The organism is Ramlibacter sp. (assembly GCF_041916345.1).
Lineage (GTDB): Bacteria > Pseudomonadota > Gammaproteobacteria > Burkholderiales > Burkholderiaceae_C > Ramlibacter.
Genome location: NZ_JAYRZR010000014.1, coordinates 35,233 through 56,905, shown reverse-complemented (window position 1 = coordinate 56,905; position 21,673 = coordinate 35,233). Strand labels below are relative to the sequence as shown.

Sequence of the window (21,673 nt, the reverse complement as noted above, 5' to 3'; positions counted from 1 at the left end):
CGGACGCGGCCTCACATGCGGAACACGCCGAAGCGCGTGGGTTCGGGTGGCACCCGCGCGGCCAGGTCCAGCAGCAGCGTGAGCGTCTCCCGCGTCTCGGACGGCGCCAGGATGCCATCCACCCACAGGTGGCGCGCAAAGTTGCGGGCGGCGGCGAAGGTCTCGTACTGGCGGCGGATCGGGTTCTTGAAGGCTTCCTCGTCCTCGCCGCTCCAGCTTTCGCCGGGCCGCAGGTTCTGGCGCTTCACCAGCGCCAGCGTGGTGGCCGCCTGCTCGGGGCCCATGATGGCGGCGCGGCCGTTGGGCCACATGAACATCGCGTTGGGCCGGAAGGCGCGGCCGCACATGGCGAGGTACCCCGCGCCGTAGGCGCCGCCGATGATCACGGTGAACTTGGGCACGCGCGCGCCGCTCATGGCGGTGATGAAGCGTGCGCCGGCCTTGGCGATGCCGCCCTGCTCGGCCTCCTGCCCCACCATGAAGCCGGCCACGTCGGCCAGGAACAGCAGCGGCACGTTGCGCTTGGTGCACAGGTCGATGAAGTGCGTGGCCTTGTCCGCGCTCTCGCTGAACAGCACGCCCTGGTTGGCCAGCACGCCCACCTGCCAGCCGCCGATGCGCCCGAAGCCGGTGAGCAGCGTCTCGCCGTAGCCGGCCTTGAACTCGCTGAAGGCGCCGCCGTCCAGCAGGCAGCGCAGCACCTCGCGCGTGTCGGTGGGCTTGCGTGGATCGCGCTGCACCAGGCCGTGGATGTCGGTGACCGGCCGCGCAGGCGCCTGCGCCGGCAGCCGCTCGCGCAGCGGGGGCGGCATGGGCGGCAGCTCGCCCACCAGCCGGCGGGCGATGGCGATGGCCTCGGCGTCGTCCTCGGCCAGGTGGTCGGTGACGCCGCTGATGCGCGTGTGCATCTCCGCGCCGCCCAGCCGCTCGGCATCCACCACCTCACCGGTGGCGGCCTGCACGAGCTGCGGGCCGCCCAGGAACAGGAAGCCCTTGCCGCGCACGATGACCACCTCGTCGCATAGCGCGGGGATGTAGGCGCCACCCGCGGTGCACGCGCCCAGCACCACCGCGATCTGCGCGATGCCGTCGGCCGACATGCCGACCTGGTTGTGGAAGATGCTCCCGAACAGGCCCTCGTCCGGAAAGATGTTGGCCTGGTCGGGCAGGAAGGCGCCGCCGGAATCCACCAGCGTGATGCAGGGCAGGCGGTGCTGCCAGGCGAAGCGCTGCGCGCGCACGTGCTTGCGACAGGTCATGCCGAAGTAGGTGCCACCCTTCACCGTGGGGTCGTTGGCGATCACCATGCAGGCGCGGCCCTGCACCAGGCCCACGCCGGTGACCATGCCGGCGCCAGGGGCCACGCCCTCGTACAGGCCTTCGCCGGCCAGCTCGCCGATCTCCAGGAAGGGCGAGCCGGGGTCGAGCAGGCGCGCGATGCGGTCGCGCACCAGCAGGCGGCCGCGCTGCACGTGCTTCTCGCGCGTGGCGGGCGGGCCGCCCAGCCAGGCCTGGCGGCGGGCTTCGTGCAGGTCGTCCAGGAGGGCCTGGTAGGCGGCGGCGTTCTGGTCAGCGTCCGAGGCGGGGGAGGGCAGTTCGGTCGTCATGGGTATGGGGTCCTGTGCCTCGGGGTCACCGGTCGAAGTCCGGCGCGCGCCGCAGGGTGAGCGCCACCTTCTGCGCGCCGGGCGCGTCGAAGAAGCCGTGCCGCACCAGGCGCACCTCGGCCTTCACGGCCAGGGCATTGCGCACGCGTGTCTCCACCTGGGCGGCCACGTGGGCGTCGTCTTCTGGGCGGCCATCGGGCGCGCGCTCCACCAGCAGCTTGAGGTTGTCCTGGGTGGTGTGGCCTTCGAAGTCAGCCAGCACGCGCATCACGCCACCCACCAGCGGCTTCATGGCCGACACGATGTCCTGGACGGCCGAGGGGAACAGGTTCACGCCGCGCACGATGAGCATGTCGTCGGTGCGGCCGAAGCAGCGGATGGCGGGCGTGGTCCGCCCGCCCGGCCCGCCCATCGCGGTCACGACCACGTGGTCGCCCGAGCGGAAGCGCAGCACCGGCGAGGCCTCGCGCTGCAGGGCGGTGTAGACCAGCTCGCCGGTGGCGCCTTCGGACCACGCGACGGGCTCGCCGCTGGCGGGATCGATCAGCTCGGCCAGGATGTGGTCGGGCGCCACGAAGTACATGCCGCGCTGGTCCTCAGCCTCGGCCCAGTACACGCAGCCCAGGTCGGTGCCGCCCATCACCTCGCGGCAGGTCGCGCCCCAGTGCGTCTGCAGGCCCTCGCGGATGGCCGGGATGCCGCCGCCGGGCTCGCCGCCCACCACGAGATGTCGCACGCCGAGATCGGTGGCGGCCACGCCGGTCAGCTCGCGCGCGACGGTGGCGAGGTAGAGCAGGAAGTTGGGCGTGCCCACCACGCAGCGGGGCCGTGCGTCGCGGGCGGCGATCAGCAGGCGGTCCACCCCGCCGTCGGCGCCGATGGGCAGATCCACCGCGCCGATGCGGCTGATGCCCTGCCAGATGGGCAGGCCGCCGACGAAGCCCTTGCTCATGGAAAAGCCGTGCAGCACGCGGTCCCCCGGCCGGATGCCGCAGGCGTAGAGGCCGCGCGCCGTCATCTCGGCCCAGGCTTCCTGGTCCGAGCGGGTGAGGCCCACATAGGCGGGGCTGCCGGTGGTGCCGGAGGAGGCCTGGATCTGCACGATGTCCGCATCGGCCGCGGCCTGGTGCAAGCCCAGCAGCGGCGCGGCCTGCAGGCTCGCTCGCAGCTCCTGCTTGGTCGTGAAGGGGATGTGCCGCAGGTCGTCCAGGCTGCGGATCGCGTCGGGCCGGATGCCGCTGGCCGCAAAGCGCTGTTGATAGAAGACCGATCGCTCGGCCAGATAGGCCATCTGTTGCCGCAGGCGGGCGAGCTGGTCGGCCTGCACGTCGGCCCAGGGGCGTGATTCGATCGGGCTGAACGGAGGCGAGGGAGCGGGGGCGGACATGGGCAGGACTCCTGGCGGCCGGGGGTGAAAGGCAGTGTAGTGGATAAACGGTCATCTGTCCGTTTAATCCGAGGGGACCCGGACCAGCGCCTGTCCCGTCACGGCCCCGCGGGGGCGTGAGGGTGCCTAGATTGGCAACCTATTGACAAACCTGGGGAGCTCACTGGAAGGGCTTGAAATCCACCTGACTGGTGATTCACGCTCTTTTCTAGGGGAAATCCCGGATGATCGACCGCCCTTCCGGGCTTGCGCTGCCAGGGGGTTGCGTCCTAGGATTGCGCTGCATATTGTCATATCGCGGGGCCTCCCCGCGGACCGCTACCCACCGACCCGGAGACGACAAGCAGGTGCAGTCCAGCGACCCCAATCCCTCTTCGGGCCCTCGCGTGCTCGAATGCCAAGACGTGGAGCGGCGCTTCGGCGGCCTGGTGGCCGTGACGGGCGTCAACCTGCACGTGGACCGTGGCGAGATCTTCGGCCTGGTGGGCCCCAACGGCAGCGGCAAGACCACCATGACGAACGCCATCACCGGCTTCTTCCCGCCGCAGAAGGGGCGCATCGTGCTCAACGGGCGCGACATCACCGGCATGGCGCCGCACAAGGTGGCGCGCCTGGGCGTGGCCCGCACCTTCCAGAACCTGGCGCTGTTCAACGGCATGACCGTGCTGGACAACATCATGCTCGGCCGCCATGTGCACATGCACCCCAGCGTGTGGCGCACCATGCTCTACCCCTGGGCGGCCCGGCCGGAAGAGACGGCCAATCGCGAGGTGGTGGAGGAAGTCATCGACTTCATGCAGCTGGAGAACGTGCGCGACGAACACGTCGACGCCATCCCGCTGGGCCTGAAGAAGCGGGTGGAGCTGGCCCGCGCCCTGGTGGCCGAGCCCAGCTTCCTGATCCTGGACGAGCCCATGGCCGGCATGAACCAGGAAGAGAAGGAGTACATGGCGCGCTTCATCCTGGACGCGCGCGACGAGCGGGGCGTCACCGTGCTCATCATCGAGCACCACATGGACATCATCACCGGCATCTGCGACCGCATGCTGGTGCTGAGCTACGGCGAGGTGATCGGCACCGGCATCCCGCGCGAGGTGATCGCCGACCCGCGCGTGGTGAAGGCCTACCTGGGGGGTTCCCATGCAGCCGCATGACAACGCCGGCCCCTGGAACCTGGATCCGCGCACCACGCTGCCGCGGCTGATGGCGGCCAACGCGCAGGCGCGCCCTGACGAAGTGGCCTTCCGCGAGAAGGACCGCGGCATCTGGCAGCAGACTACCTGGGCACAGGCCCACCAGTCACTGCTGCGCTGCGCCGCCGGTTTGCAGGCCCTGGGTCTGGAGTCGGGCCACGGCGTGCTGGTGCTGGGTGACAACCGGCCGCGCCTGTACCTGGGCATGCTCGCCACCGGCGCGCTGAAGGCCTACCCGCTGCCGGTGTACCCGGATGCCACGCCCGACGAGATCCTGCACGTGCTGAGCGCCATGCCCGTGCATTGCGTGCTGGCGGAGGATCAGGAACAGGTGGACAAGGCGCTGGACCTGCGCGAGCGCGGCGCCACCTTCGAGACCATCGTCTACGACAACCCGCGCGGTCTGGCCCGCTACACGGCGCCGGGCCTCATCGCGTGGACGGACGTGGAGGCGCGGGGCGCCGAGCGTCTGGCACAAGACGCCGGCCTGGCCACGCGCCTGACCGAGCTGGCCGGTCCCGACGATGCCGCGGTGTTCATCCACTCCTCCGGCACCACCGGGCGGCCCAAGGGGCTGCCGCTCTCGCACTACAACTTCCTGAGCGGCGTGCAGGCGGCGCACCAGGCCAAGGCCTTCGACTTCGGTGAGAGCGTGCTGGCCTACCTGCCCATGGCGTGGGTGGGCGACTTTGCGTTCACCATGGCGGCCGGCGTGGCACTGCGCTTCGCCATCCACATCCCCGAACGGTCCGAGACGGTGCTGCACAACCTGCGCGAGGTGGCGCCGAGCTTCTACCTGGCGGCGCCGCGCAGCTGGGACAACCTGCTGACCACGGTGCAGGTGCGCATGGAGGATTCCACGCGCCTGAAGAAGGCGCTGTACGACCTGTTCATGAACGCGGCCATCGCCGCCGAGCGCCGCAAGCTCGCCGGCCAGGAACCGACGGGCCTGCAGAAGCTGCTGCGCCCCCTGGGCGAGTGGCTGGTCATGGGCCCCATCAAGGACCAGCTGGGCATGACGCGCCTGCGCCATGCCTTCACCGGCGGCGAGGCCATCGGCGAGGACACCTTCATCTTCTACCGCGCGCTGGGCGTGCGGCTGCGCCAGCTCTATGGCCAGACCGAGTGCAGCGCCTACAACGCCATGCAGTCGGTCGATGAGGTGCGCCTGCACACGGTGGGCCGCATGCTGCCCGGCGTGGAGGTGAAGATCGCCGATAACGGCGAGATCCTGGTCAAGTCCGGCAGCGTCTTCGGCGGCTACTACAACAACGAGGCCGCCACGCGCGAGACCCTGCAGGATGGGTGGCTGCGCACCGGCGACGCCGGCTACCTGGAGCCCGATGGCCAGCTCGTGGTGCTGGGCCGCGTGTCGGAGGTGGTGCACACGGCCGCGGGCGAGCGCTACATCCCGAACTACATCGAGAACCGCCTGAAGTTCAGCCCCTACGTGAAGGATGTCGCCGTGCTGGGCAAGGGCCGCGACACCCTGGCGGCCATCGTCTGCATCGACAAGGAGACGGTGGGCCACTGGGCGGAGCTGCGCGGCATCTCCTACATCTCCTACGCGGACCTGTCGCAGAAGCCCGAGGTGATCGATCTCGTGGCCGGCGCCGTGCGGCACGTCAACGAGACCCTGCCCGAGCCGCTGCGCCTGCGCCACCTGGTGAGCCTGCACAAGGAATTCGACGCCGATGACGGCGAGATCACCCGCACCCGCAAGCTGCGCCGCAACGTGGTGGAAGAGCGCTATGCGCCCATCATCGACGCCATCTACGGCGGGCAGCGCACGGTGGCGATGAAGGCGCAGGTGGTCTACGAGACCGGCGAGGTGGGCACCACCGAGCGGGTGCTCACGGTCAAGGAGATCTGAGAGCATGGACCTGAACTACTTCCTGGAGCTCGCCATCAACGGCGGCCTGGCCGGCCTGATGTATGGGCTGGTGGCCATGGGCATCGTGCTGATCTACAAGTCGTCGTCGGTGCCCAACCTGGCGCAGGGCGCGCTGGTGATGGTGGGCGCCTATGTGGTGCTGGCCTTTGCCACCACGCTGAAGCTGCCGATGTGGGCGGCCATTCCGCTGGCGATGGTGACGATGTTCTTCATGGGCGTGGGCATCGAGCGCGTGGCGCTGCGCCGGCTGGCCGGCCGGCCCATCGTGATGATCCTGATGATGACGCTGGGCATCGACATCTTCCTGCGTGCCACCTCGCTCACCCTGTGGGGTGGCAGCGGCCGCAACATGGACCTGGGCATCAGCGACAAGCCGCTGTTCCTGGGGCCGCTGCTGCTGAACCGCGCCTATGTGGTCGGCGCGGTCGTCACGCTGCTGCTGTTCGCGGTGTTCGTGATCTTCTTCCGCACGCGCCGCGGCGTGGTGCTGCGCGCCATCGCCGACGACTACGTGGCGTCCTGGTCGGTGGGCATCTCGGTGGAGCGCGGCGTGGCGCTCTCGTGGGCGCTGTCGTCGGTGGTGGCTACCACGGCCGGCGTGCTGTGGGGCTCGGTGCAGACGGTGGACCAGTCGCTGTCGATGCTGCTGCTCAAGGGCATCACCGTCGGCGTGCTGGGCGGGCTGGACAGCATCGGCGGCGCCATCCTGGCCGGCCTGCTGCTGGGCATCATCGAGAACGTGGCCTCGGGCTACCTCGATCCGCTGCTGGGCGGCGGCACGCGCGACCTGGTGGTGGCCGCGGTGCTGATCCTCACCATCATGATCCGTCCGCACGGCCTGTTCGGCCGCCACGACATCGAACGCGTGTAGGGGAAGACGATGTTCTACCGCCAAGCCGGCATCTTCCACACCAGCTACGCGCAGGATCGCGCGCTGTTCCCCATCCCGTTCGAGAAGTGGGCGATCCTCGCCGTCCTGGCCTTCGCCCTGGTCGCGCCCTACGTGCTGAGCTCTCTGGCCATCACCAGCTATGTGCGGCCCTGGCTGATCTGGACGTCGGCCGTGCTGGGGCTCAACCTCATCCTGGGCTGGGCCGGGCAGTTCCACTTCGGCTACGCGGCCATCATGGGCATCGGCGCCTACACCTCGGTGCACGCGGCGCGCAACGGCGTGCCCTGGGAGTTCGCGGTCATCCTGGGCGGGCTGATGGCCAGCGTGATCGGCGTGGTGTTCGCCTTCGCCGCGCTGCGCGTCAAGGGCCTGTACCTGGCGCTCTCCACGCTGGCGATGCAGTTCGTGATGGACTGGGTCATCTCCCATGTGCCGGCCATCAGCGGCGGCGTGTCGGCCACGCTGCAGGCGCCGCCGATGAAGCTGCTGGGCCAGGCCATCACCTCCGAGGCGGGCCTGTACTACGTGGTGCTGGGCTGGACCATCTTCGTCACCGTGTTCATGCTCAACCTGCGCCGCTCGGCGCTGGGCCGCGCGCTGGTGGCGGTGCGCGAGAAGGACTACGCCGCCGCAGTGATCGGCGTGCAGAGCTTCTACTACAAGCTGGTCGCGTTTGCGACTTCGGCCTTCATCGGCGGCGTGAGCGGCGCGATGCTGATCTTCGGCTTCTACCGCGCGGTGACGGCCGAGCAGTTCGCGGTGAACGTCTCCATCGAGCTGGTGGCCATGGTCATCGTGGGTGGCCTGGGCAGCATCATCGGCAGCTTCTTCGGCACTGCGTTCATCCTGCTGCTGCCCGGGCAGATGAACGCCCTGGTGGCCTGGGGCTCCAAGCTGATGGGCCTGAACCTCGGCGCCGAGACGCTGGCCCACATCCCGCACATGGTGTACGGCGCCAGCATCATCCTGGTGCTGCTGATCGAGCCCATGGGCCTGGGCAAGCTGTACGGCAACGTGCGCAACTATCTGCTGGTGTGGCCCTTCGGCTACGCGCGCAAGTGAGGGACCGGCGATGAGCGGCGACATCCTGAGCCTGAACAACATCGAGGTCATCTACGACAACGTGGCGCTCGCCATCAAGGGCGTCTCGGTCAACGTGCCGCAGGGCGGCATGGTGGCGCTGCTGGGGGCCAACGGCGCCGGCAAGACGACGACGCTGAAGGCCGTAAGCGGCCTGCTGCGCCCCGAGCGCGGCAAGGTCACGCGTGGCGAGCTGCGCTTCCTGGGCCAGGACATCGAGCCCATGCTGCCGCAGAAGCGGGTGCAGCTGGGCATCGTGCAGGTGCTGGAGGGCCGGCGCGTGTTCGAGCACCTCACGCCGGATGAGAACCTGGTGGCCGCATCCGCCGTGGCCGGCAGCAGCCACAAGGACATGCAGCGCGGCATGGACATGGTCTATACCTACTTCCCGCGCCTGCACCAGCGGCGCACGGCGCAATCGGGCTTCCTGTCCGGCGGCGAGCAGCAGATGCTGGCGATCGGCCGCGCGCTCATGACGCAGCCCAAGCTGCTGATGCTGGATGAACCCAGCCTGGGCCTGGCGCCCTTTCTGGTGGCCGAGATCTTCGAGATCGTGCAGAAGATCAACCGCCAGGAGGGTCTGTCGGTGCTATTGGTGGAGCAGAACGCGGTGGCCGCGCTGGAGGTGGTGTCGCACGGCTACCTGATGGAGAACGGCCGCATCGTCATGCACGACAGCGCCGAGGCCATGAAGAAGAACCCGGACATCCAGGAGTTCTACCTGGGGGGCTCCGAAGGCAAGAACTTCCACGAGATCAAGCACTACAGCCGGCGCAAGCGCTGGCTGAGCTGAGTTCCGCAACACGCTGTCGGTGCGCGCGTACTTGGCACCGCCGGCGGCCCTCAAAGCGTACGCAGGAGACAAGCCATGAAATCAGTATTGCGAACCACCCTCGCCGGGCTGGCCCTGCTGGCCGCGGGTACCGCGGCCCAGGCGCAGACCGGCAACACCATCAAGTTCGGCCTTTGCTATGACCTGAGCAAGGCCTACACCTTCGTCACGCCGCAGATCGTGCAGGCGGTGAAGGACTACGCCGCGATCCTGAATGCCAAGGGCGGCATCGAGGGCAAGCAGATCGAGATCATCGCGCAGGACCACGGCAACGAGCCGCAGCGCGGCATCGAGTGCTACGAGAAGCTCAAGCGCGAAGGCGTGATGATGTTCGACTACCTGTCCACGCCGGTGTCGCGCGCGGTGCTGCCGCGCCACATGTCCGACGGCCTGATCATGCTGCAGTCCTTCGTGGGCCGCGGTGACGCCGTGGACGGTGATGTGTTCAAGTGGGTGTTCCCCATCGGGCCGACCTACTGGGGCCAGATGGCGAACAACATCCAGTACATCAAGAACGTCAACAAGGGCAACATCAAGGGCAAGAAGGTCGCCTTCATCTACCCGGACTACGCCTTCGGCCAGGAACCGATCCCGGTGCTGAAGACGCTGGCCGCCAAGGAGGGCTTCGAGCTCGGCCTGTTCCCCAACCCCATGCCCGGTCGTGACCAGGCGGCGGTGTGGACGCAGATCCGCCGCTTCGACCCGGACCACGTGATCACCTGGAACCTGTCGGCCATGCACGTGGTAGCGGCCCGCGAGATGAAGCGCAACGGCATCGCCATGGACAAGCTGATCTCGGTGAACTGGTTCAACGAGGTGGACATCAACAACATCGGCGCGGCCGAGGCCAAGGGCATGAAGCGCGGCACCAACGTGGTGGGCGGCAAGGACCATCCGCTGATGCAGCAGATCGAGAAGGAGCTGTACGCCGCCGGCAAGGGCAATGGCGACGCCAAGCACCTGAACGACATCTACTACAACACCGGCCTGGCCATGTACTCGGTGATGTTCGAGGGCGTGCGCGCCGCCATCAAGAAGGACGGCTGGCCGCTGACCCCGGTGAAGATCAAGGCCGGCCTGGAGAGCCTGCGCAACTTCGACGCCAACGGCTTCATCGCGCCGGTGACCGTGACCGCCAAGGACCATGGCGGCGGCGGCAAGACCCGCATCGACATGTGGGACGGCGCCAAGTGGGTGCCGCAGTCCGACTGGATCGCCGCCTACACCGACGTGGTGGACCAGATCGTGAAGGAGCAGTCGGCGGAGTTTGCCAAGACCGGGAAGTGAAGGACGAAAACGAACGGAAGTTGGAGGATAACGAACCTGCTGGCGCAGGTTCGTCCTTGGGATGATGGGGGGAGGGGTTGGGCGGCCGAAAGGCGCTGTTCTACTCCTCCTCCTCCCCATCCGCCGCATCGATCCGTTCCATGTTCTCCAGCATCTTCAGCAGGTAGTGCAGGCTGTGCACGATGTCGTTGATGCTGAAGCCGTCCAGCGCCTGGTCGTAGTAGGCGTGGATCTTGGGCAGGGCCTTCTTCTGCCAGACCTGCCGGCCGCCGGCGGTGAGGCGGATCAGGCGTGAGCGGCCGTCCTGCGGGTCGGGGGCGCTTTCCACGCGGCCGTCGCGCTCCAGGCGGCCCACCACGCCGGCCAGGTTCTGGCGGCTCACCATGAGGTAGCGGGCCAGGTCGCCCAGCTTCATGCCGGCCTCGGCCTGAGGCCGCGACAGCGCCCCCAGCACCGCCCACTGCTGGGTGGTGAGGCCTTCGTCCTCCAGCGCGCGCGAGCCGGTTTTATGCAGCATGTTTGCACATTGATACAGGCGGAAGAAAAGCCGATTGGCCATCTCCGCCCGTGTATCTGTGGTGTTTTCCATTGCTGATGTCTCCTGTCGGTGATTCGGCGGCCGGTCTTGCGGGCGGCGCCGATTGCCTCTAATATATGTCTATATATTGCTCATGTCGAGCGACTCAGGAGACAAGCATGCAACGACTCGAAGGCAAGTCCGCCATCGTCACCGGCGGTGGCGGCGGCATCGGCGGCGCCACCTGCCGGCGCTTCGCGCAGGAGGGCGCGCGCGTCGCCGTGCTGGACCGCGACGAAGCAGCGGCCCAGCGCGTGGCCGACGAGATCCGCTCCGGTGGCGGCCAGGCCATCGCGGTGCGCTGCGACATCACCGAGCGCGCCAGCGTGGATGCCGCGGTGGCGCAGGTGGTGCAGGCCTTCGGTGGCGTGGACGTGCTGGTCAACAACGCGGGCTGGGATGTGTTCCTGCCTTTCACCAAGACCGTGCCGGCTCAGTGGGAGCAGCTCATCGCCATCAACCTCACCGGCGCGCTGCACATGCATCACGCCGTGTTGCCGCACATGGTGGAGCGCAAGGCCGGCCGCATCGTCAACATCGCCTCCGACGCCGCGCGCGTGGGCTCCTCCGGCGAGGCGGTGTATGCCGCCTGCAAGGGCGGGCTGGTCGCCTTCTCCAAGACCATCGCGCGCGAGCACTCGCGCCACAACATCACGGTGAACGTGGTGTGCCCCGGCCCCACCGACACCGCGCTGTTCGCCGACTACAAGAAGGGCGCGGGCAACCCCGAGAAGCTGGAGGAGGCCTTCCGCCGCTCCATCCCGCTCGGCCGCATCGGCCAGGCCGGCGACCTGCCGGGCGCCATCGCCTTCTTCGCCAGCGACGACGCCGCCTACTGCACCGGCCAGGTGCTCAGCGTCTCCGGCGGCCTGACCATGAACGGCTGAGCGCCAGCCTCCCCCCAGAAAAGGAACCCCCCATGTCGCAGGACTACCAGGACATCCTCTACGAGATCCGCAACGGTGTTGCCTGGATCACCATCAACCGCCCCGACAAAATGAACGCGTTCCGGGGCACGACGTGCGACGAGCTGATCAAGGCCCTGTACCGCGCGGGGTACGACAAGAGCGTGGGCGCCATCGTGCTGGCCGGCGCGGGCGACCGGGCCTTCTGCACCGGCGGCGACCAGTCGGCGCACGACGGCAACTACGACGGCCGCGGCACCATCGGCCTGCCGATGGAGGAACTGCACACCGCCATCCGCGACGTGCCCAAGCCCGTCATCGCGCGCGTGCAGGGCTATGCCATCGGCGGCGGCAATGTGCTGGCCACCATCTGCGACCTGACCATCTGCTCCGAGAAGGCGCAGTTCGGCCAGGTCGGGCCCAAGATGGGCTCGGTCGATCCGGGTTACGGCACGGCCTTCCTGGCCCGCGTGGTGGGCGAGAAGAAGGCGCGCGAGATGTGGTACCTGAACATGCGCTACAGCGGCCAGGAGGCGGTGGCCATGGGCCTCGCCAACATCTGCGTGCCGCATGACCAGCTGGATGCCAAGGTGCAGGAATGGGGTGAGACGCTGTGCGAGCGCAGCCCCACCGCCCTTGCCATCGCCAAGCGCAGCTTCAACATGGACACCGCGCACCAGGCCGGCATCGCGGGCATGGGCATGCTGGCGCTCAAGCTCTACTACGACACCGACGAGTCGCGCGAAGGCGTGAAGGCGCTGCAGGAGAAGCGCAAGCCCGATTTCCGCAAATTTGTGAAGTGACGGAGCCACGGCCATGCGCAACCCCTACATCGACGAGGACCTGCAGGCACTGGCCGAGCACGCGGCGCGCTTCGCGGACAAGCGCGTGGCGCCTGGGTTCCAGGAGCGCGACCGCACGCGCGTGCTGGATCGCGCGCTGATGCGCGAGATGGGCGCCATGGGCTTCATCGCCCCCGAGCTGCCCGAGTCCGCAGGGGGCCAGGGCATGGGCTGCCTCGCCGCTGGCGTGATTCACGAAGCGATTGCCCGCGCCGACCTCAGCATTTCCTACATCAACCTCCTGGCCTCGCTGAACGGACAGATCCTCCGCGAGCACGGCCAGGCCGAAGTCGCGGGTCCGTGGCTGAAGAAGCTCACCGCCGGCGAGGCGCTGGTGGCCATCGCGCTGACCGAGCCGCGCGGCGGCTCCGACGCGGCCAACCTTCGCCTGCGCGTGGAGCGTGCAGCGGATGGCTACGTGATCAACGGCGAGAAGACCTCCATCTCCGCGGCCGACCAGGCTGACGCGGCGGTCGTGTTCGGCCGCACGGGCACGGTGGAATCGGGCGCGCATGGCGTGACCGCGCTGCTGGTGCCCACCGACGTGCCCGGTCTCACGCGCAGCCGCTTCGACTGCCACGGCCAGCGTGCCATTGGCCGCGGCTCGCTGTTCTTCGAGAACGTGAAGGTGCCGCTGGACCACCGGCTCGGCGACGAGAACAAGGGTTTCGTGCAGGTGATGCAGGGCTTCGACTTCTCACGCGCGCTGATCGGCCTGCAGGTGCTGGCGGTGGCGCAGGCGGCGCTGCAGGAGACCTGGGCCTACGTGGCCCAGCGCGAGGCGTTCGGCAAGCCGCTGTCGGCCTTCCAGGGCGTCTCGCACCCGCTGGCCGACTTCGAGACGCAGGTTGCCGCGGCGCGCCTGCTGTGCCTGCAGGCACTCTGGCTCAAGGACCACGGCCTGCCGCACAGTGCCGAGGCCGCGATGGTGAAATGGTGGGCGCCCAAGCTGGCCTACGACACGGTGCACCAGTGCCTGCTGTCGTTCGGCCACGGCGGCTACGACCGCGGCGTGATGGAGCAGCGCCTGCGTGACGTGCTGGGCTTCCAGATCGGCGACGGCACCGCGCAGATCATGAAGACCGTCATCGCGCGGGCTCGGGCAGGGCGCCAGGCGGTTCCCACCTGAGGCGCGGCAGGCACTGCGGGTGCTCGCGCGCCAGCCAGGCCAGCAGGCGCTCGCGCACGATGCAGCGCAGCTCGAAGGCCTGGCCGGCATTGGCGGCCGAGACCAGCACGCGAACCTGCATGCTGCGCTCGGTGGCGTCGGTCACCTGCACGGCCAGGACGCGGCCGTCCCACTCGGGCGCGGCCTCCACGATGCGACGTGCCTCGGCCCGCAATGCTTCCACCGGGGTGGCGTAGTCCAGATGCAGGAACACCGTGCCCAGGATCTCGGCACTGTGGCGTGTCCAGTTCTGGAACGGGTTCTCGATGAACCATTGCAGCGGGATGACCATGCGGCGGTCATCCCAGATGCGCAGCACCACGTAGGAGCCGGTGATCTCCTCTACCCGGCCCCACTCGCCCTGCACGATGAGCACGTCGTCGATGCGGATCGGCTGCGCCAGCGCGATCTGCAGGCCGGCCACCAGGTTGCTGAACACCGGGCGCGCGGCCAGGCCCGCCACCAGGCCCAGCACGCCGGCCGAGGCCAGCAGGCTCGCGCCCACCTGGCGCGCGCCGGGGAAGGTCATCAGCGCCAGCGAGCAGCCGCCGATGAAGACCAGCACCATGGCGCTGCGGGCCAGCACGCGCGTCTGGGTGTGGATGCGGCGCGCCTGCAGGTTGTCGGCCACGCTGGCCGGATGGCGCGCGATCACGCCGTCCGCCACACCGCCGATGGCGCCCATCACGAAGGCCGTCATCGCGCCGATCAGGGCGATGGCGCCGGCGTGGCGCGCGAAGCCGATGCCCGGCAGCAGGTCGGGTGCCGCCTGCAGCACCAGTTGCAGTGCCAGCAGCGGCCAGGCGAAGGATGCCGCGCGTGCGGTGCGGCCGAGCACGGCCTGCGGCAGCAGCAGCTGCTCACGCACGGCCACGCGGGTGAGCACGCCGCGCAGCAGGGTGTGCGCCACCAGCGCCAGGCCCACCGCGACCAGGGCCGCCACAGCCGTTGTGAACCAGGGGTGATCGGGCAGCGGCGGCAGGGTCATCGGCGTCGGGTCAGGCTTGCGGGTCGGGGGGCTCCGGCCGCTGGCCGGCCGGCTCGGCGGCGCGGTCCACCAGCGCGGGCGTGTTCTGGTTCAGGTCGGTCTTCTCGACCACGCTGGCGAACTTGCTGTACTTGCGCAGCAGGCTCACGAGCTGGGCGTACACCTTGGGGTTGCCCGCCAGGCATTCGCGCTGCTCCAGGAAATCGGCTTCGCCGGTGAAGTTGCCCACCAGGCCACCGGCCTCGGTGACCAGCAGCGAACCGGCGGCCACGTCCCAGGGCGACAGGCCGGTCTCGAAGAAGCCTTCGCTCCAGCCCGCGGCGACGTAGGCGAGATCCAGCGCGGCGGCACCCGGGCGGCGCAGGCCGGCGGTGCGCTGCATCACGTCGGCCATCATGCGCAGGTACACGTTGAAGTTGTCGCCCGGTCGGAACGGGAAGCCGGTGGAGATGAGCGAGTCCTTGAGCTGGGTGCGCTTGCTCACCCGGATGCGCCGGTCGTTCAGGTACGCGCCGCGGCCGCGCGTGGCGGTGAACAGGTCGTTGCGGGTGGGGTCGTAGATCACGGCCTGCTCGACGCGGCCCTTCACAAGCAGCGCGATGCTGATGCAATAGACCGGGAAGCCGTGGATGAAGTTGGTGGTGCCGTCCAGGGGGTCGATGACCCACACGTGGTCCGCGTCGGCGCGGCCGTGCTGGCGACCCGACTCCTCGGCCCAGATGCCATGCTGCGGATAGGCGCCGAGCAGGGTCTCGATGATGGCCTGCTCGCTGGCGTGGTCGACCTCGGTGACGAAGTCGTTCACCTGCTTCTGCGAGACGCGCACGGCCTCGACGTCGAGCGCGGCGCGGTTGATGATCGCGCCGGCGGCGCGGGCGGCCTTGACGGCCACGTTGAGCATGGGGTGCTGGTTGGACGACATGGATTGTGCGAAGAGCAGCGCCCCGGAGCGGGGCCCGCGCAACCCGGCGATGCGGATTGCGATCTTGGCGTGATTTTATCCTGCGGCCTGTCGGCGCAGGGCGTTGGGTGTGCCGGTGGTTGTCCTACGCGGAACTGCCTATGGGTCAGCGCCCCAGATGCCTCAGCACCGCCGTCACCAGCGCCAGCGTGGAGTCGACGATGGTCGTCGGGTTGGCCAGCGCACGCGGCTGCATGCCCAGCGGGATCTCGGTGCAGCCCAGGATGATCTGCTCCGCCCCGCGGCTGATCAGCGCGTCGGCGGCGTGGTCGAACTTCGCCTCCGCGTCGCGCAGGCGGTTGCCCTTGATGTCGGCGATGCCCGGGCTCACCAGCGTGGAGAACTCATCCTGCGTGGGACTCAGCACCTCGAAGCCCATCTTCTCCAGCGTGGTCTTGTAGATGCCCATGCGGTGCGTGCCCTCGGTGCTGAGCACGCCCACGCGCTGCGTGGCCGGGTTGTTGCGCTGCACCTGCTGGGCACTGGCCTCGACGATGTGCAGCACCGGCACGGCGCTGGCGGCGGCCATCTCCGCGTACCAGCAATGCGCGCTGTTGCAGGGAATGGCGATCACGCCGCAGGCGGCCTGGTTGAGGAAGGCGATGCCCTCCAGCAGTTGCGGCAGCGGTGACGGCCCCTGGCCCAGCACGGCGGCCGTGCGGTCGGGCGTGGTGCAGTCGCCGTGGACGATGACGGGGATGTGCTCCTGGTCGCGGCCGGCCGACGTGGCCAGCACCAGCTTCTGCAGGAAATCCGCCGTGGCGAGCGGGCCCATGCCCCCCAGGACACCCAATGCGCCAGGCCGCATGTCGAACCCCTCCAGTGCTTGCGAAGAAGCGGGGAAGTATGCGCCTTCCCCCCAGCGGTGACAATCTGGGCCGTGCGCACCCGCTTCGTCCTCATCCAGACCAGTCACGCCGGCAACGTGGGCGCGGCCGCGCGCGCGCTCAAGGTCATGGGCTTCGACGATCTGGTGCTGGTGGCCCCCCGCTGGCCCGACGTGCTGACGCGGCCCGAGGCGGTGGAGCGCGCGAGCGGCGCCACGGACGTGCTGGCGGCCGCGCGCATCGTCGCCACCGTGGATGAAGCACTGGAGGGCATGACCCACCTGTGCGCCACGGTGATGACCGCACGCGACTTCGGCCCGCCCACCACCAGCCCGCGCGCGCACCTGACGCCGCTGGCCGGGCGCAGGGGCCAGCCGGCAGGCGAGGGCGGCGTGGCCTTCCTGTTCGGCTCCGAACGTTACGGCATGCGCAACGAGGACGTCTACCGCTGCCACGTGGCGTTGCAGATCCCCTCGGCGCCGGGCTATGGCTCGCTCAACCTGGCGGCGGCGATCCAGGTGATTGCCTATGAGTGGCGCTCGGCGCTGGGCGGTTTCACCGACGAGGGCGGCGCGGCCACTGCCGGGCCTGCCGCCGCTGCGGAAGCCGCGCCGGCCGACGCCCAGGCCGTGGCGGGCATGCTGAGCCACTGGGAGCAGGCGCTGGTCGCCATCGGCTTCCTGAACCCGGCCGCGCCCAAGAAGCTGATGCCGCGGCTGCGCCAGCTCTTCAATCGCGCGCAGCCGACGCCTGAGGAGATCCATATCCTGCGCGGTGTCGCCAAGGCCATGCTCGAAGCGTCAGATCGCACAAAGCCTTAGACTGTGGTCGGACTTTCTTGACCGAGCCATGTTCCGCCGCCTGCGATCCGACATCCAATGCATCCTCGACCGCGACCCTGCCGCGCGCAGCAAGTGGGAGGTGCTCACGTGTTACCCGGGTCTGCATGCGCTGGTGCTGCATCGGCTGGCGCACTGGTTCTGGCAGCGCGGCCTGCGCTGGCTGGGCCGCTTCACCTCGCATTTCTCGCGCTGGCTCACCGGCATCGAGATCCACCCGGGTGCGACCATCGGTGACGGCGTGTTCATCGACCACGGCATGGGCGTCGTGATCGGCGAGACGGCCGAGATCGGCGACGGCTGCACCATCTACCAGGGCGTCACCCTGGGCGGTACCTCGCTCTACAAGGGCACCAAGCGGCATCCCACGCTGGGCCGCAACGTGGTGGTGAGCGCCGGCGCCAAGGTGCTCGGCGGCTTCACCGTGGGCGATGGCGCCAAGGTGGGCAGCAACGCGGTGGTGATCAAGCCGGTGCCGGCCGGCGCCACCGCGGTGGGCATTCCCGCGCGCATCATCCAGCCCGACGAAGGCGAGCGGCGTGAGCAGGCCGCCAACAAGATGGGCTTCTCGGCCTATGGGGTGACCGCGAACGACGACCCGTTGTCGCAGGCGATGCGTGGCCTGATCGACAACGCCTCGTCGCACGAGCACCAGATCGCCCTGCTGTGGCAGGCCATCGAGAAGCTGCAGACGCAGCGCAAGGCCGGCGATTGCGTGCCGCTCGATGCGCAGGTGCGCGAGAACTTCGAGGCAGAGAAGCTCACGCAGCTGGTGGGCAAGTAGGGCGGGGGCCTTCAGCGCGCCGGCCGGATCGCCGACTTCGGCCGGAAGGCCTTGCACACCTCGTCGTTCGTTTCCAGGTACGGCCCGCCGATCAGGTCGATGCAGTAGGGCACCGCCGCGAAGATGCCGGCCACCACCGTCTGGCCGTTCGCGTCCTTCAGGCCTTCCAGCGTCTCCTGGATCGCCTTCGGCTGGCCGGGCAGGTTGATGATGAGCGTCTGCCCGCGGATCACCGCCACCTGGCGCGAGAGGATGGCCGTGGGCACGAAGCGCAGGCTGATCTGGCGCATCTGCTCGCCGAAGCCCGGCATCTCCTTGTCCGCGACATCCAGCGTGGCCTCGGGGGTCACGTCGCGCGGCGCCGGGCCGGTGCCGCCGGTGGTGACCACCAGGGCGCAGCCGGCGTCCACCAGCTCCTGCAACGTGGCGGCGATGCGCTCGCGCTCGTCGGGAACCAGACGCTCCTGGAAGGTCACGGGGTTCTTCAGCGCCCGTGTCAGCCAGTCGCGCAGGGCGGGCAGGCCCTTGTCCTCGTACACGCCGGCGGAGGCGCGGTCGCTCGCCGAGACGATGCCGATCGTCACCGGGTCGTGGTCAGCCATGATCGGGTTCCTCCTGGGCATCTTCGGAAGCCGCGGCCGCGTCGCCCTCCAGCGCGGCGCGAACGAGCTGGAAGATCTCGCGATAGGCGCGCCCCTTGCGCGGCGCCAGCCCGCGCGAGACGGCGTCGGCATCGGCCGGCGTGTCCTTGCGGGCCTGGCGGATCAGCGCGCGCAGCTGCTGCACGTCGGTGGCCGGATGCGCCTGCAGCCACAGCGGCAGCGCGGCGTCGTCGGCGATCAGGTCGTCGCGCCACTTCTCGGCCCTGTGCAGGGCCAGCGTCTGCTCGGCCGAGCCGCTGCGCTGCGTCTCCAGCGCGTCGCGCACGGCCTGCAGCGTCTCGGGCTCCAGCTGCCGCATCAGCTTGCCCACATACTGCAGTTGCCGGCGCCGGCCCTCGAAGTTCGTGATGCGCCGCAGCTCCTGCAGGGCGCCGTGCAGCCCCTCGGGCAGTGACAGGGCCTCGTAGAGGTCGGCGCGCAGCGTGAGCAGGGCCTCGCCGAGCTTCTGCAGCTCGGTGCTTTCCTTCTTCAGCTCGGTCTTGCTGGGCTCGCCACCGGAGCGCTCGGCCTGCAATTGCTGGTCGAGCTCGCTGCCTTCGGCCACGAAGTGGCCCTTGACGTAGTAGCCCTTCTTGGGTTTTCGGGACATGGGGATAGGGAAACGCGCACCGCCGCCCGATGGCGGCAGACCTCGCAAGTATCATAGCCCGCCATGAAGAATGCCCCCGTGCAAGCCGCCAGCGGCTTCAGTTACAGCCGTGCGCAGTTCGAGGCGCTGGTGGATGCCGCCCTGGCGCACGCCCGCCACCTGGGCGCCACCGACGCCGGCGCCGAGGCCTCCGAAGGCTGCGGCCTGAGCGTGTCGGTGCGCAAGGGCCGGCTGGAGACGGTGGAGCGCAACCGCGACAAGTCGCTCGGCGTCACCGTCTACGTGGGCCAGCGGCGCGGCAACGCAAGCACATCGGATTTCTCCCCCGCGGCCATCGAGCGCACCGTGCAGGCCGCCTACGACATCGCACGCTTCACCGCGCAGGACCCCGTGGCCGGCCTGCCGGACGCGGACGACGTGGCGCCGCCGGCCTCGCATCGAGACCTGGACCTGTTCCACCCGTGGGCGCTCACCAGCGAGCAGGCGGCCGAGATCGCGCTGCGCTGCGAGCAGGCCGCCTTCGCCACCGACCGGCGCATCACCAACAGCGAGGGCGCCGGCGTGTCGGCGCAGCAAAGCCACTTCTTCAGCGCGCATACCCATGGCTTCCGCGGTGGCTACGCGAGCTCGCGCCACTCGATTTCCGTCGCGCCGATCGCGGGTCGCGGCGACGGCATGCAGCGCGATGCCTGGTACAGCTCCATGCGTGACGCCACGGAACTGGCTTCGCCCGAGGCGGTGGGCCGCTACGCCGCCGAGCGCGCGCTGTCGCGGTTGAAGTCGCGCAAGATCACCACGCGCGAGTGCCCGGTGCTGTTCGAGTCGCCGCTGGCCGCCGGCCTGCTGGGCGCCTTCGTGCAGGCGGTCAGCGGCGGCTCGCTGTACCGCAAGAGCAGCTTCCTGGTGGATTCGCTGGGCAAGCCGGTGTTCGCCCCGCACCTGGACCTGACCGAGGACCCGTTCGTGCCGCGCGGCAAGGGCAGTGCGGCCTTCGACGAGGAAGGCGTGCGCACGCAGGCGCGCACGGTGGTGGCGGGCGGCCGGGTGGAAGGCTACTTCCTCAGCACCTATTCCGCCCGCAAGCTGGGCATGCGCACCACCGGCAATGCCGGCGGCTCGCACAACCTCACGCTCACCTCACGCCTCACTCAGCCGGGGGACGACCTCGACGCGATGCTGCGCAAGCTGGGCACCGGCCTGTTCGTGATCGAGCTGATGGGGCAGGGCATCAACATGGTCACCGGCGACTACTCGCGCGGGGCCAGCGGCTTCTGGGTGGAGAACGGCGAGATCGCGTATCCGGTGCAGGAGATCACGATCGCCGGCAACCTGAAGGACATGTTCGCCGGCATCGAGGCCGTGGGGGCCGATGCGTACAACCACGGCGCCAAGACGGTGGGGTCGATCCTGATCAACCGGATGAAGGTGGCCGGTTCCTGAGGGAGACCGCTGGGGTTCCCTTCGGTCACCGCCAGCCTGCGAAAGGCACGCGCGCCGCAGATGGGTACGGGCCTGGTCCCTCGTAGGCTGGGATGGAGCGCAGCGCAATCCCAGCGTTTTCCGCCGGACACCCACGCCCCATCGCGCCTCACCCCGCCAGCGCCGCCTTCACCGCCGCGCTGACCTGGCCCATGTCGGCCTTGCCAGCCAGCTTCGCCTTTACCGCGCCCATGACCTTGCCCATGTCACCCGGGCCGCTCGCGCCGAGCGCGGTGACGATGGCCTTCACCTCCGCGGCGATCTCCTCGGCCGACAGCCGCGCCGGCAGGTAGGCCGACAGCACGGCCACCTCGGCGCGTTCCTTGTCGGCCAGATCCTGGCGGCCCGCCTTCTCGAAGGCGTCGATGCTGTCCTTGCGCTGCTTGAGCAGCTTGTCGACGATGGCGATGATGCCGGCGTCGTCGAGCTCGACGCGCTCGTCCACTTCCTTCTGCTTGATCGCCGCGGTGAGCATGCGGATGGCGCCCAGGCGCTCCGTCTCCTTGGCGCGCATGGCGGCCTTCATGTCCTCGGTGATGCGTTCCTTCAGCGTCATGGTGTGCTCCTTGGGTCACGGGCGGCGACGGCGCGCCGCCCACAAAAGAAAAGGCCCGCGCGGGCGTCCCCGGGCGGGCTGGTTCGGGCAGCGGGCCCGGTGCTCAGTACAGCTTCTTGGGCAGCTGCATGCTGCGCACGCGCTTGAAGTGGCGCTTCACGGCGGCGGCCTTCTTGCGCTTGCGCTCGGCGGTGGGCTTCTCGTAGAACTCGCGGGCGCGCAGCTCGGTGAGCAGGCCCAGCTTCTCAATCGTGCGCTTGAAGCGGCGCAGCGCCACGTCAAACGGCTCGTTTTCCTTCACGCGAATGGTCGTCATGACTTCCT

Annotated in this window: 22 protein-coding genes; 12 read left to right on the top strand and 10 right to left on the bottom strand. The window is 69.2% G+C overall.

What is annotated here, in order from left to right; genetic code table 11:
* Positions 1 to 11 precede the first annotated feature (11 nt).
* Both ACE3T5_RS06505 and ACE3T5_RS06500 read right to left on the bottom strand, forming a co-directional pair.
* On the bottom strand, positions 12 to 1,607 hold the full coding sequence (locus ACE3T5_RS06505; protein WP_374665692.1) for an acyl-CoA carboxylase subunit beta: 1,596 nt from the start codon (positions 1,605 to 1,607) through the stop codon (positions 12 to 14).
* 25 nt (positions 1,608 to 1,632) lie between these two features.
* On the bottom strand, positions 1,633 to 2,994 hold the full coding sequence (locus ACE3T5_RS06500; protein WP_374665690.1) for a phenylacetate--CoA ligase family protein: 1,362 nt from the start codon (positions 2,992 to 2,994) through the stop codon (positions 1,633 to 1,635).
* Positions 2,995 to 3,380: 386 nt separating this feature from the next.
* On the opposite strand from ACE3T5_RS06500, the gene ACE3T5_RS06495 reads away from it, so the two are divergent.
* The 6 genes from ACE3T5_RS06495 (at position 3,381) to ACE3T5_RS06470 (ending at position 10,172) form a co-directional block, all read left to right on the top strand.
* Positions 3,381 to 4,148 (top strand): ABC transporter ATP-binding protein, encoded by a 768-nt coding sequence (locus tag ACE3T5_RS06495; protein WP_374665688.1) that lies wholly within the window; start codon positions 3,381 to 3,383, stop codon positions 4,146 to 4,148.
* Positions 4,135 to 6,060 carry a long-chain fatty acid--CoA ligase gene (locus ACE3T5_RS06490; protein WP_374665686.1) on the top strand — a complete coding sequence of 642 codons (1,926 nt, stop codon included), beginning with the start codon at positions 4,135 to 4,137 and terminating at the stop codon, positions 6,058 to 6,060. The genes ACE3T5_RS06495 and ACE3T5_RS06490 overlap by 14 nt, the downstream gene beginning before the upstream one ends.
* A gap of 4 nt (positions 6,061 to 6,064) precedes the next feature.
* Complete coding sequence (locus ACE3T5_RS06485) at positions 6,065 to 6,952, top strand: branched-chain amino acid ABC transporter permease (protein WP_374665684.1); 888 nt, start codon at positions 6,065 to 6,067, stop codon at positions 6,950 to 6,952.
* A gap of 9 nt (positions 6,953 to 6,961) precedes the next feature.
* The gene (locus ACE3T5_RS06480) at positions 6,962 to 8,035 is read left to right on the top strand and encodes a branched-chain amino acid ABC transporter permease (protein ID WP_374665682.1); all 1,074 of its coding nucleotides are present in this window, start codon (positions 6,962 to 6,964) and stop codon (positions 8,033 to 8,035) included.
* A 10-nt stretch (positions 8,036 to 8,045) separates the two neighbouring features.
* Positions 8,046 to 8,846: an ABC transporter ATP-binding protein gene (locus ACE3T5_RS06475; protein ID WP_374665681.1), complete on the top strand. Its 801-nt coding sequence runs from the start codon at positions 8,046 to 8,048 to the stop codon at positions 8,844 to 8,846.
* 75 nt (positions 8,847 to 8,921) lie between these two features.
* Positions 8,922 to 10,172, top strand: a complete 1,251-nt coding sequence (locus ACE3T5_RS06470; RefSeq protein WP_374665679.1) for an ABC transporter substrate-binding protein — start codon at positions 8,922 to 8,924, stop codon at positions 10,170 to 10,172.
* A gap of 100 nt (positions 10,173 to 10,272) precedes the next feature.
* Here ACE3T5_RS06470 and ACE3T5_RS06465 read toward each other — a convergent pair whose 3' ends face one another.
* A complete protein-coding gene (locus ACE3T5_RS06465; protein ID WP_374665677.1) occupies positions 10,273 to 10,689 on the bottom strand; it encodes a MarR family transcriptional regulator in 417 nt (138 codons plus the stop codon).
* 179 nt (positions 10,690 to 10,868) lie between these two features.
* Between ACE3T5_RS06465 and badH the strand changes: the two genes are divergently transcribed.
* Genes badH through aliB form a run of 3 tightly spaced genes read left to right on the top strand, consistent with a single transcriptional unit; the run spans position 10,869 to position 13,625 of the window.
* Positions 10,869 to 11,636 (top strand): 2-hydroxycyclohexanecarboxyl-CoA dehydrogenase, encoded by a 768-nt coding sequence (badH, locus tag ACE3T5_RS06460; RefSeq protein ID WP_374665675.1) that lies wholly within the window; start codon positions 10,869 to 10,871, stop codon positions 11,634 to 11,636.
* A gap of 32 nt (positions 11,637 to 11,668) precedes the next feature.
* Positions 11,669 to 12,457, top strand: a complete 789-nt coding sequence (gene badI / locus ACE3T5_RS06455; RefSeq protein WP_374665673.1) for a 2-ketocyclohexanecarboxyl-CoA hydrolase — start codon at positions 11,669 to 11,671, stop codon at positions 12,455 to 12,457.
* Between the two features lie 13 nt (positions 12,458 to 12,470).
* Positions 12,471 to 13,625: a cyclohexanecarboxyl-CoA dehydrogenase gene (gene aliB, locus ACE3T5_RS06450; protein ID WP_374665671.1), complete on the top strand. Its 1,155-nt coding sequence runs from the start codon at positions 12,471 to 12,473 to the stop codon at positions 13,623 to 13,625.
* Here aliB and ACE3T5_RS06445 read toward each other — a convergent pair.
* The 3 genes from ACE3T5_RS06445 to ACE3T5_RS06435 all read right to left on the bottom strand — a co-directional run bounded on the left by ACE3T5_RS06445 (position 13,582) and on the right by ACE3T5_RS06435 (position 16,421).
* Entirely contained in the window at positions 13,582 to 14,652 is a 1,071-nt protein-coding gene (locus tag ACE3T5_RS06445) for a mechanosensitive ion channel family protein (RefSeq protein ID WP_374665669.1), read from the bottom strand. The genes aliB and ACE3T5_RS06445 overlap by 44 nt on opposite strands.
* A 10-nt stretch (positions 14,653 to 14,662) precedes the next feature.
* Complete coding sequence (locus ACE3T5_RS06440) at positions 14,663 to 15,574, bottom strand: inositol monophosphatase family protein (RefSeq protein WP_374665667.1); 912 nt, start codon at positions 15,572 to 15,574, stop codon at positions 14,663 to 14,665.
* Positions 15,575 to 15,719: 145 nt separating this feature from the next.
* Positions 15,720 to 16,421 (bottom strand): aspartate/glutamate racemase family protein, encoded by a 702-nt coding sequence (locus ACE3T5_RS06435; RefSeq protein ID WP_374665666.1) that lies wholly within the window; start codon positions 16,419 to 16,421, stop codon positions 15,720 to 15,722.
* Between the two features lie 72 nt (positions 16,422 to 16,493).
* Here ACE3T5_RS06435 and ACE3T5_RS06430 point away from each other — a divergent pair, with 72 nt between their 5' ends.
* Both ACE3T5_RS06430 and cysE read left to right on the top strand, forming a co-directional pair.
* Positions 16,494 to 17,261, top strand: a complete 768-nt coding sequence (locus tag ACE3T5_RS06430) for an RNA methyltransferase (protein ID WP_374665664.1) — start codon at positions 16,494 to 16,496, stop codon at positions 17,259 to 17,261.
* Positions 17,215 to 18,063, top strand: coding sequence for a serine O-acetyltransferase (cysE, locus tag ACE3T5_RS06425; protein ID WP_374665662.1), 849 nt, complete (start codon positions 17,215 to 17,217; stop codon positions 18,061 to 18,063). The genes ACE3T5_RS06430 and cysE overlap by 47 nt, the downstream gene beginning before the upstream one ends.
* A gap of 11 nt (positions 18,064 to 18,074) precedes the next feature.
* Here the strand turns inward: cysE and mog are convergent, their stop codons facing one another.
* Together mog and yjgA are read right to left on the bottom strand one after the other, a co-directional pair.
* Positions 18,075 to 18,665 (bottom strand): molybdopterin adenylyltransferase, encoded by a 591-nt coding sequence (gene mog / locus ACE3T5_RS06420; protein WP_374665660.1) that lies wholly within the window; start codon positions 18,663 to 18,665, stop codon positions 18,075 to 18,077.
* The gene (yjgA, locus tag ACE3T5_RS06415) at positions 18,658 to 19,314 is read right to left on the bottom strand and encodes a ribosome biogenesis factor YjgA (RefSeq protein ID WP_374665658.1); all 657 of its coding nucleotides are present in this window, start codon (positions 19,312 to 19,314) and stop codon (positions 18,658 to 18,660) included. Before yjgA ends, mog begins: the two co-directional genes overlap by 8 nt.
* A gap of 63 nt (positions 19,315 to 19,377) precedes the next feature.
* Here yjgA and pmbA point away from each other — a divergent pair, with 63 nt between their 5' ends.
* Entirely contained in the window at positions 19,378 to 20,754 is a 1,377-nt protein-coding gene (gene pmbA, locus ACE3T5_RS06410; protein WP_374665656.1) for a metalloprotease PmbA, read from the top strand.
* Positions 20,755 to 20,902: 148 nt separating this feature from the next.
* On the opposite strand, the gene ACE3T5_RS06405 is transcribed toward pmbA, so the two are convergent.
* Positions 20,903 to 21,349 carry a GatB/YqeY domain-containing protein gene (locus ACE3T5_RS06405; protein ID WP_374665654.1) on the bottom strand — a complete coding sequence of 149 codons (447 nt, stop codon included), beginning with the start codon at positions 21,347 to 21,349 and terminating at the stop codon, positions 20,903 to 20,905.
* Positions 21,350 to 21,452: 103 nt separating this feature from the next.
* Positions 21,453 to 21,665: a 30S ribosomal protein S21 gene (gene rpsU / locus ACE3T5_RS06400; protein WP_104301834.1), complete on the bottom strand. Its 213-nt coding sequence runs from the start codon at positions 21,663 to 21,665 to the stop codon at positions 21,453 to 21,455.
* Between the last annotated feature and the right edge of the window lie 8 nt (positions 21,666 to 21,673).

Coding starts and splice junctions, on each gene's coding strand:
- ACE3T5_RS06505 (WP_374665692.1), bottom strand. CDS start 1,607: ATGACGACCGAACTGCCCTCCCCCGCCTCGGACGCTGACCAGAACGCC.
- ACE3T5_RS06500 (WP_374665690.1), bottom strand. CDS start 2,994: ATGTCCGCCCCCGCTCCCTCGCCTCCGTTCAGCCCGATCGAATCACGC.
- ACE3T5_RS06490 (WP_374665686.1), top strand. CDS start 4,135: ATGCAGCCGCATGACAACGCCGGCCCCTGGAACCTGGATCCGCGCACC.
- ACE3T5_RS06485 (WP_374665684.1), top strand. CDS start 6,065: ATGGACCTGAACTACTTCCTGGAGCTCGCCATCAACGGCGGCCTGGCC.
- ACE3T5_RS06480 (WP_374665682.1), top strand. CDS start 6,962: ATGTTCTACCGCCAAGCCGGCATCTTCCACACCAGCTACGCGCAGGAT.
- ACE3T5_RS06475 (WP_374665681.1), top strand. CDS start 8,046: ATGAGCGGCGACATCCTGAGCCTGAACAACATCGAGGTCATCTACGAC.
- ACE3T5_RS06470 (WP_374665679.1), top strand. CDS start 8,922: ATGAAATCAGTATTGCGAACCACCCTCGCCGGGCTGGCCCTGCTGGCC.
- ACE3T5_RS06465 (WP_374665677.1), bottom strand. CDS start 10,689: ATGCTGCATAAAACCGGCTCGCGCGCGCTGGAGGACGAAGGCCTCACC.
- badH (WP_374665675.1), top strand. CDS start 10,869: ATGCAACGACTCGAAGGCAAGTCCGCCATCGTCACCGGCGGTGGCGGC.
- badI (WP_374665673.1), top strand. CDS start 11,669: ATGTCGCAGGACTACCAGGACATCCTCTACGAGATCCGCAACGGTGTT.
- aliB (WP_374665671.1), top strand. CDS start 12,471: ATGCGCAACCCCTACATCGACGAGGACCTGCAGGCACTGGCCGAGCAC.
- ACE3T5_RS06445 (WP_374665669.1), bottom strand. CDS start 14,652: ATGACCCTGCCGCCGCTGCCCGATCACCCCTGGTTCACAACGGCTGTG.
- ACE3T5_RS06440 (WP_374665667.1), bottom strand. CDS start 15,574: ATGTCGTCCAACCAGCACCCCATGCTCAACGTGGCCGTCAAGGCCGCC.
- ACE3T5_RS06435 (WP_374665666.1), bottom strand. CDS start 16,421: ATGCGGCCTGGCGCATTGGGTGTCCTGGGGGGCATGGGCCCGCTCGCC.
- mog (WP_374665660.1), bottom strand. CDS start 18,665: ATGGCTGACCACGACCCGGTGACGATCGGCATCGTCTCGGCGAGCGAC.
- yjgA (WP_374665658.1), bottom strand. CDS start 19,314: ATGTCCCGAAAACCCAAGAAGGGCTACTACGTCAAGGGCCACTTCGTG.
- pmbA (WP_374665656.1), top strand. CDS start 19,378: ATGAAGAATGCCCCCGTGCAAGCCGCCAGCGGCTTCAGTTACAGCCGT.
- ACE3T5_RS06405 (WP_374665654.1), bottom strand. CDS start 21,349: ATGACGCTGAAGGAACGCATCACCGAGGACATGAAGGCCGCCATGCGC.
- rpsU (WP_104301834.1), bottom strand. CDS start 21,665: ATGACGACCATTCGCGTGAAGGAAAACGAGCCGTTTGACGTGGCGCTG.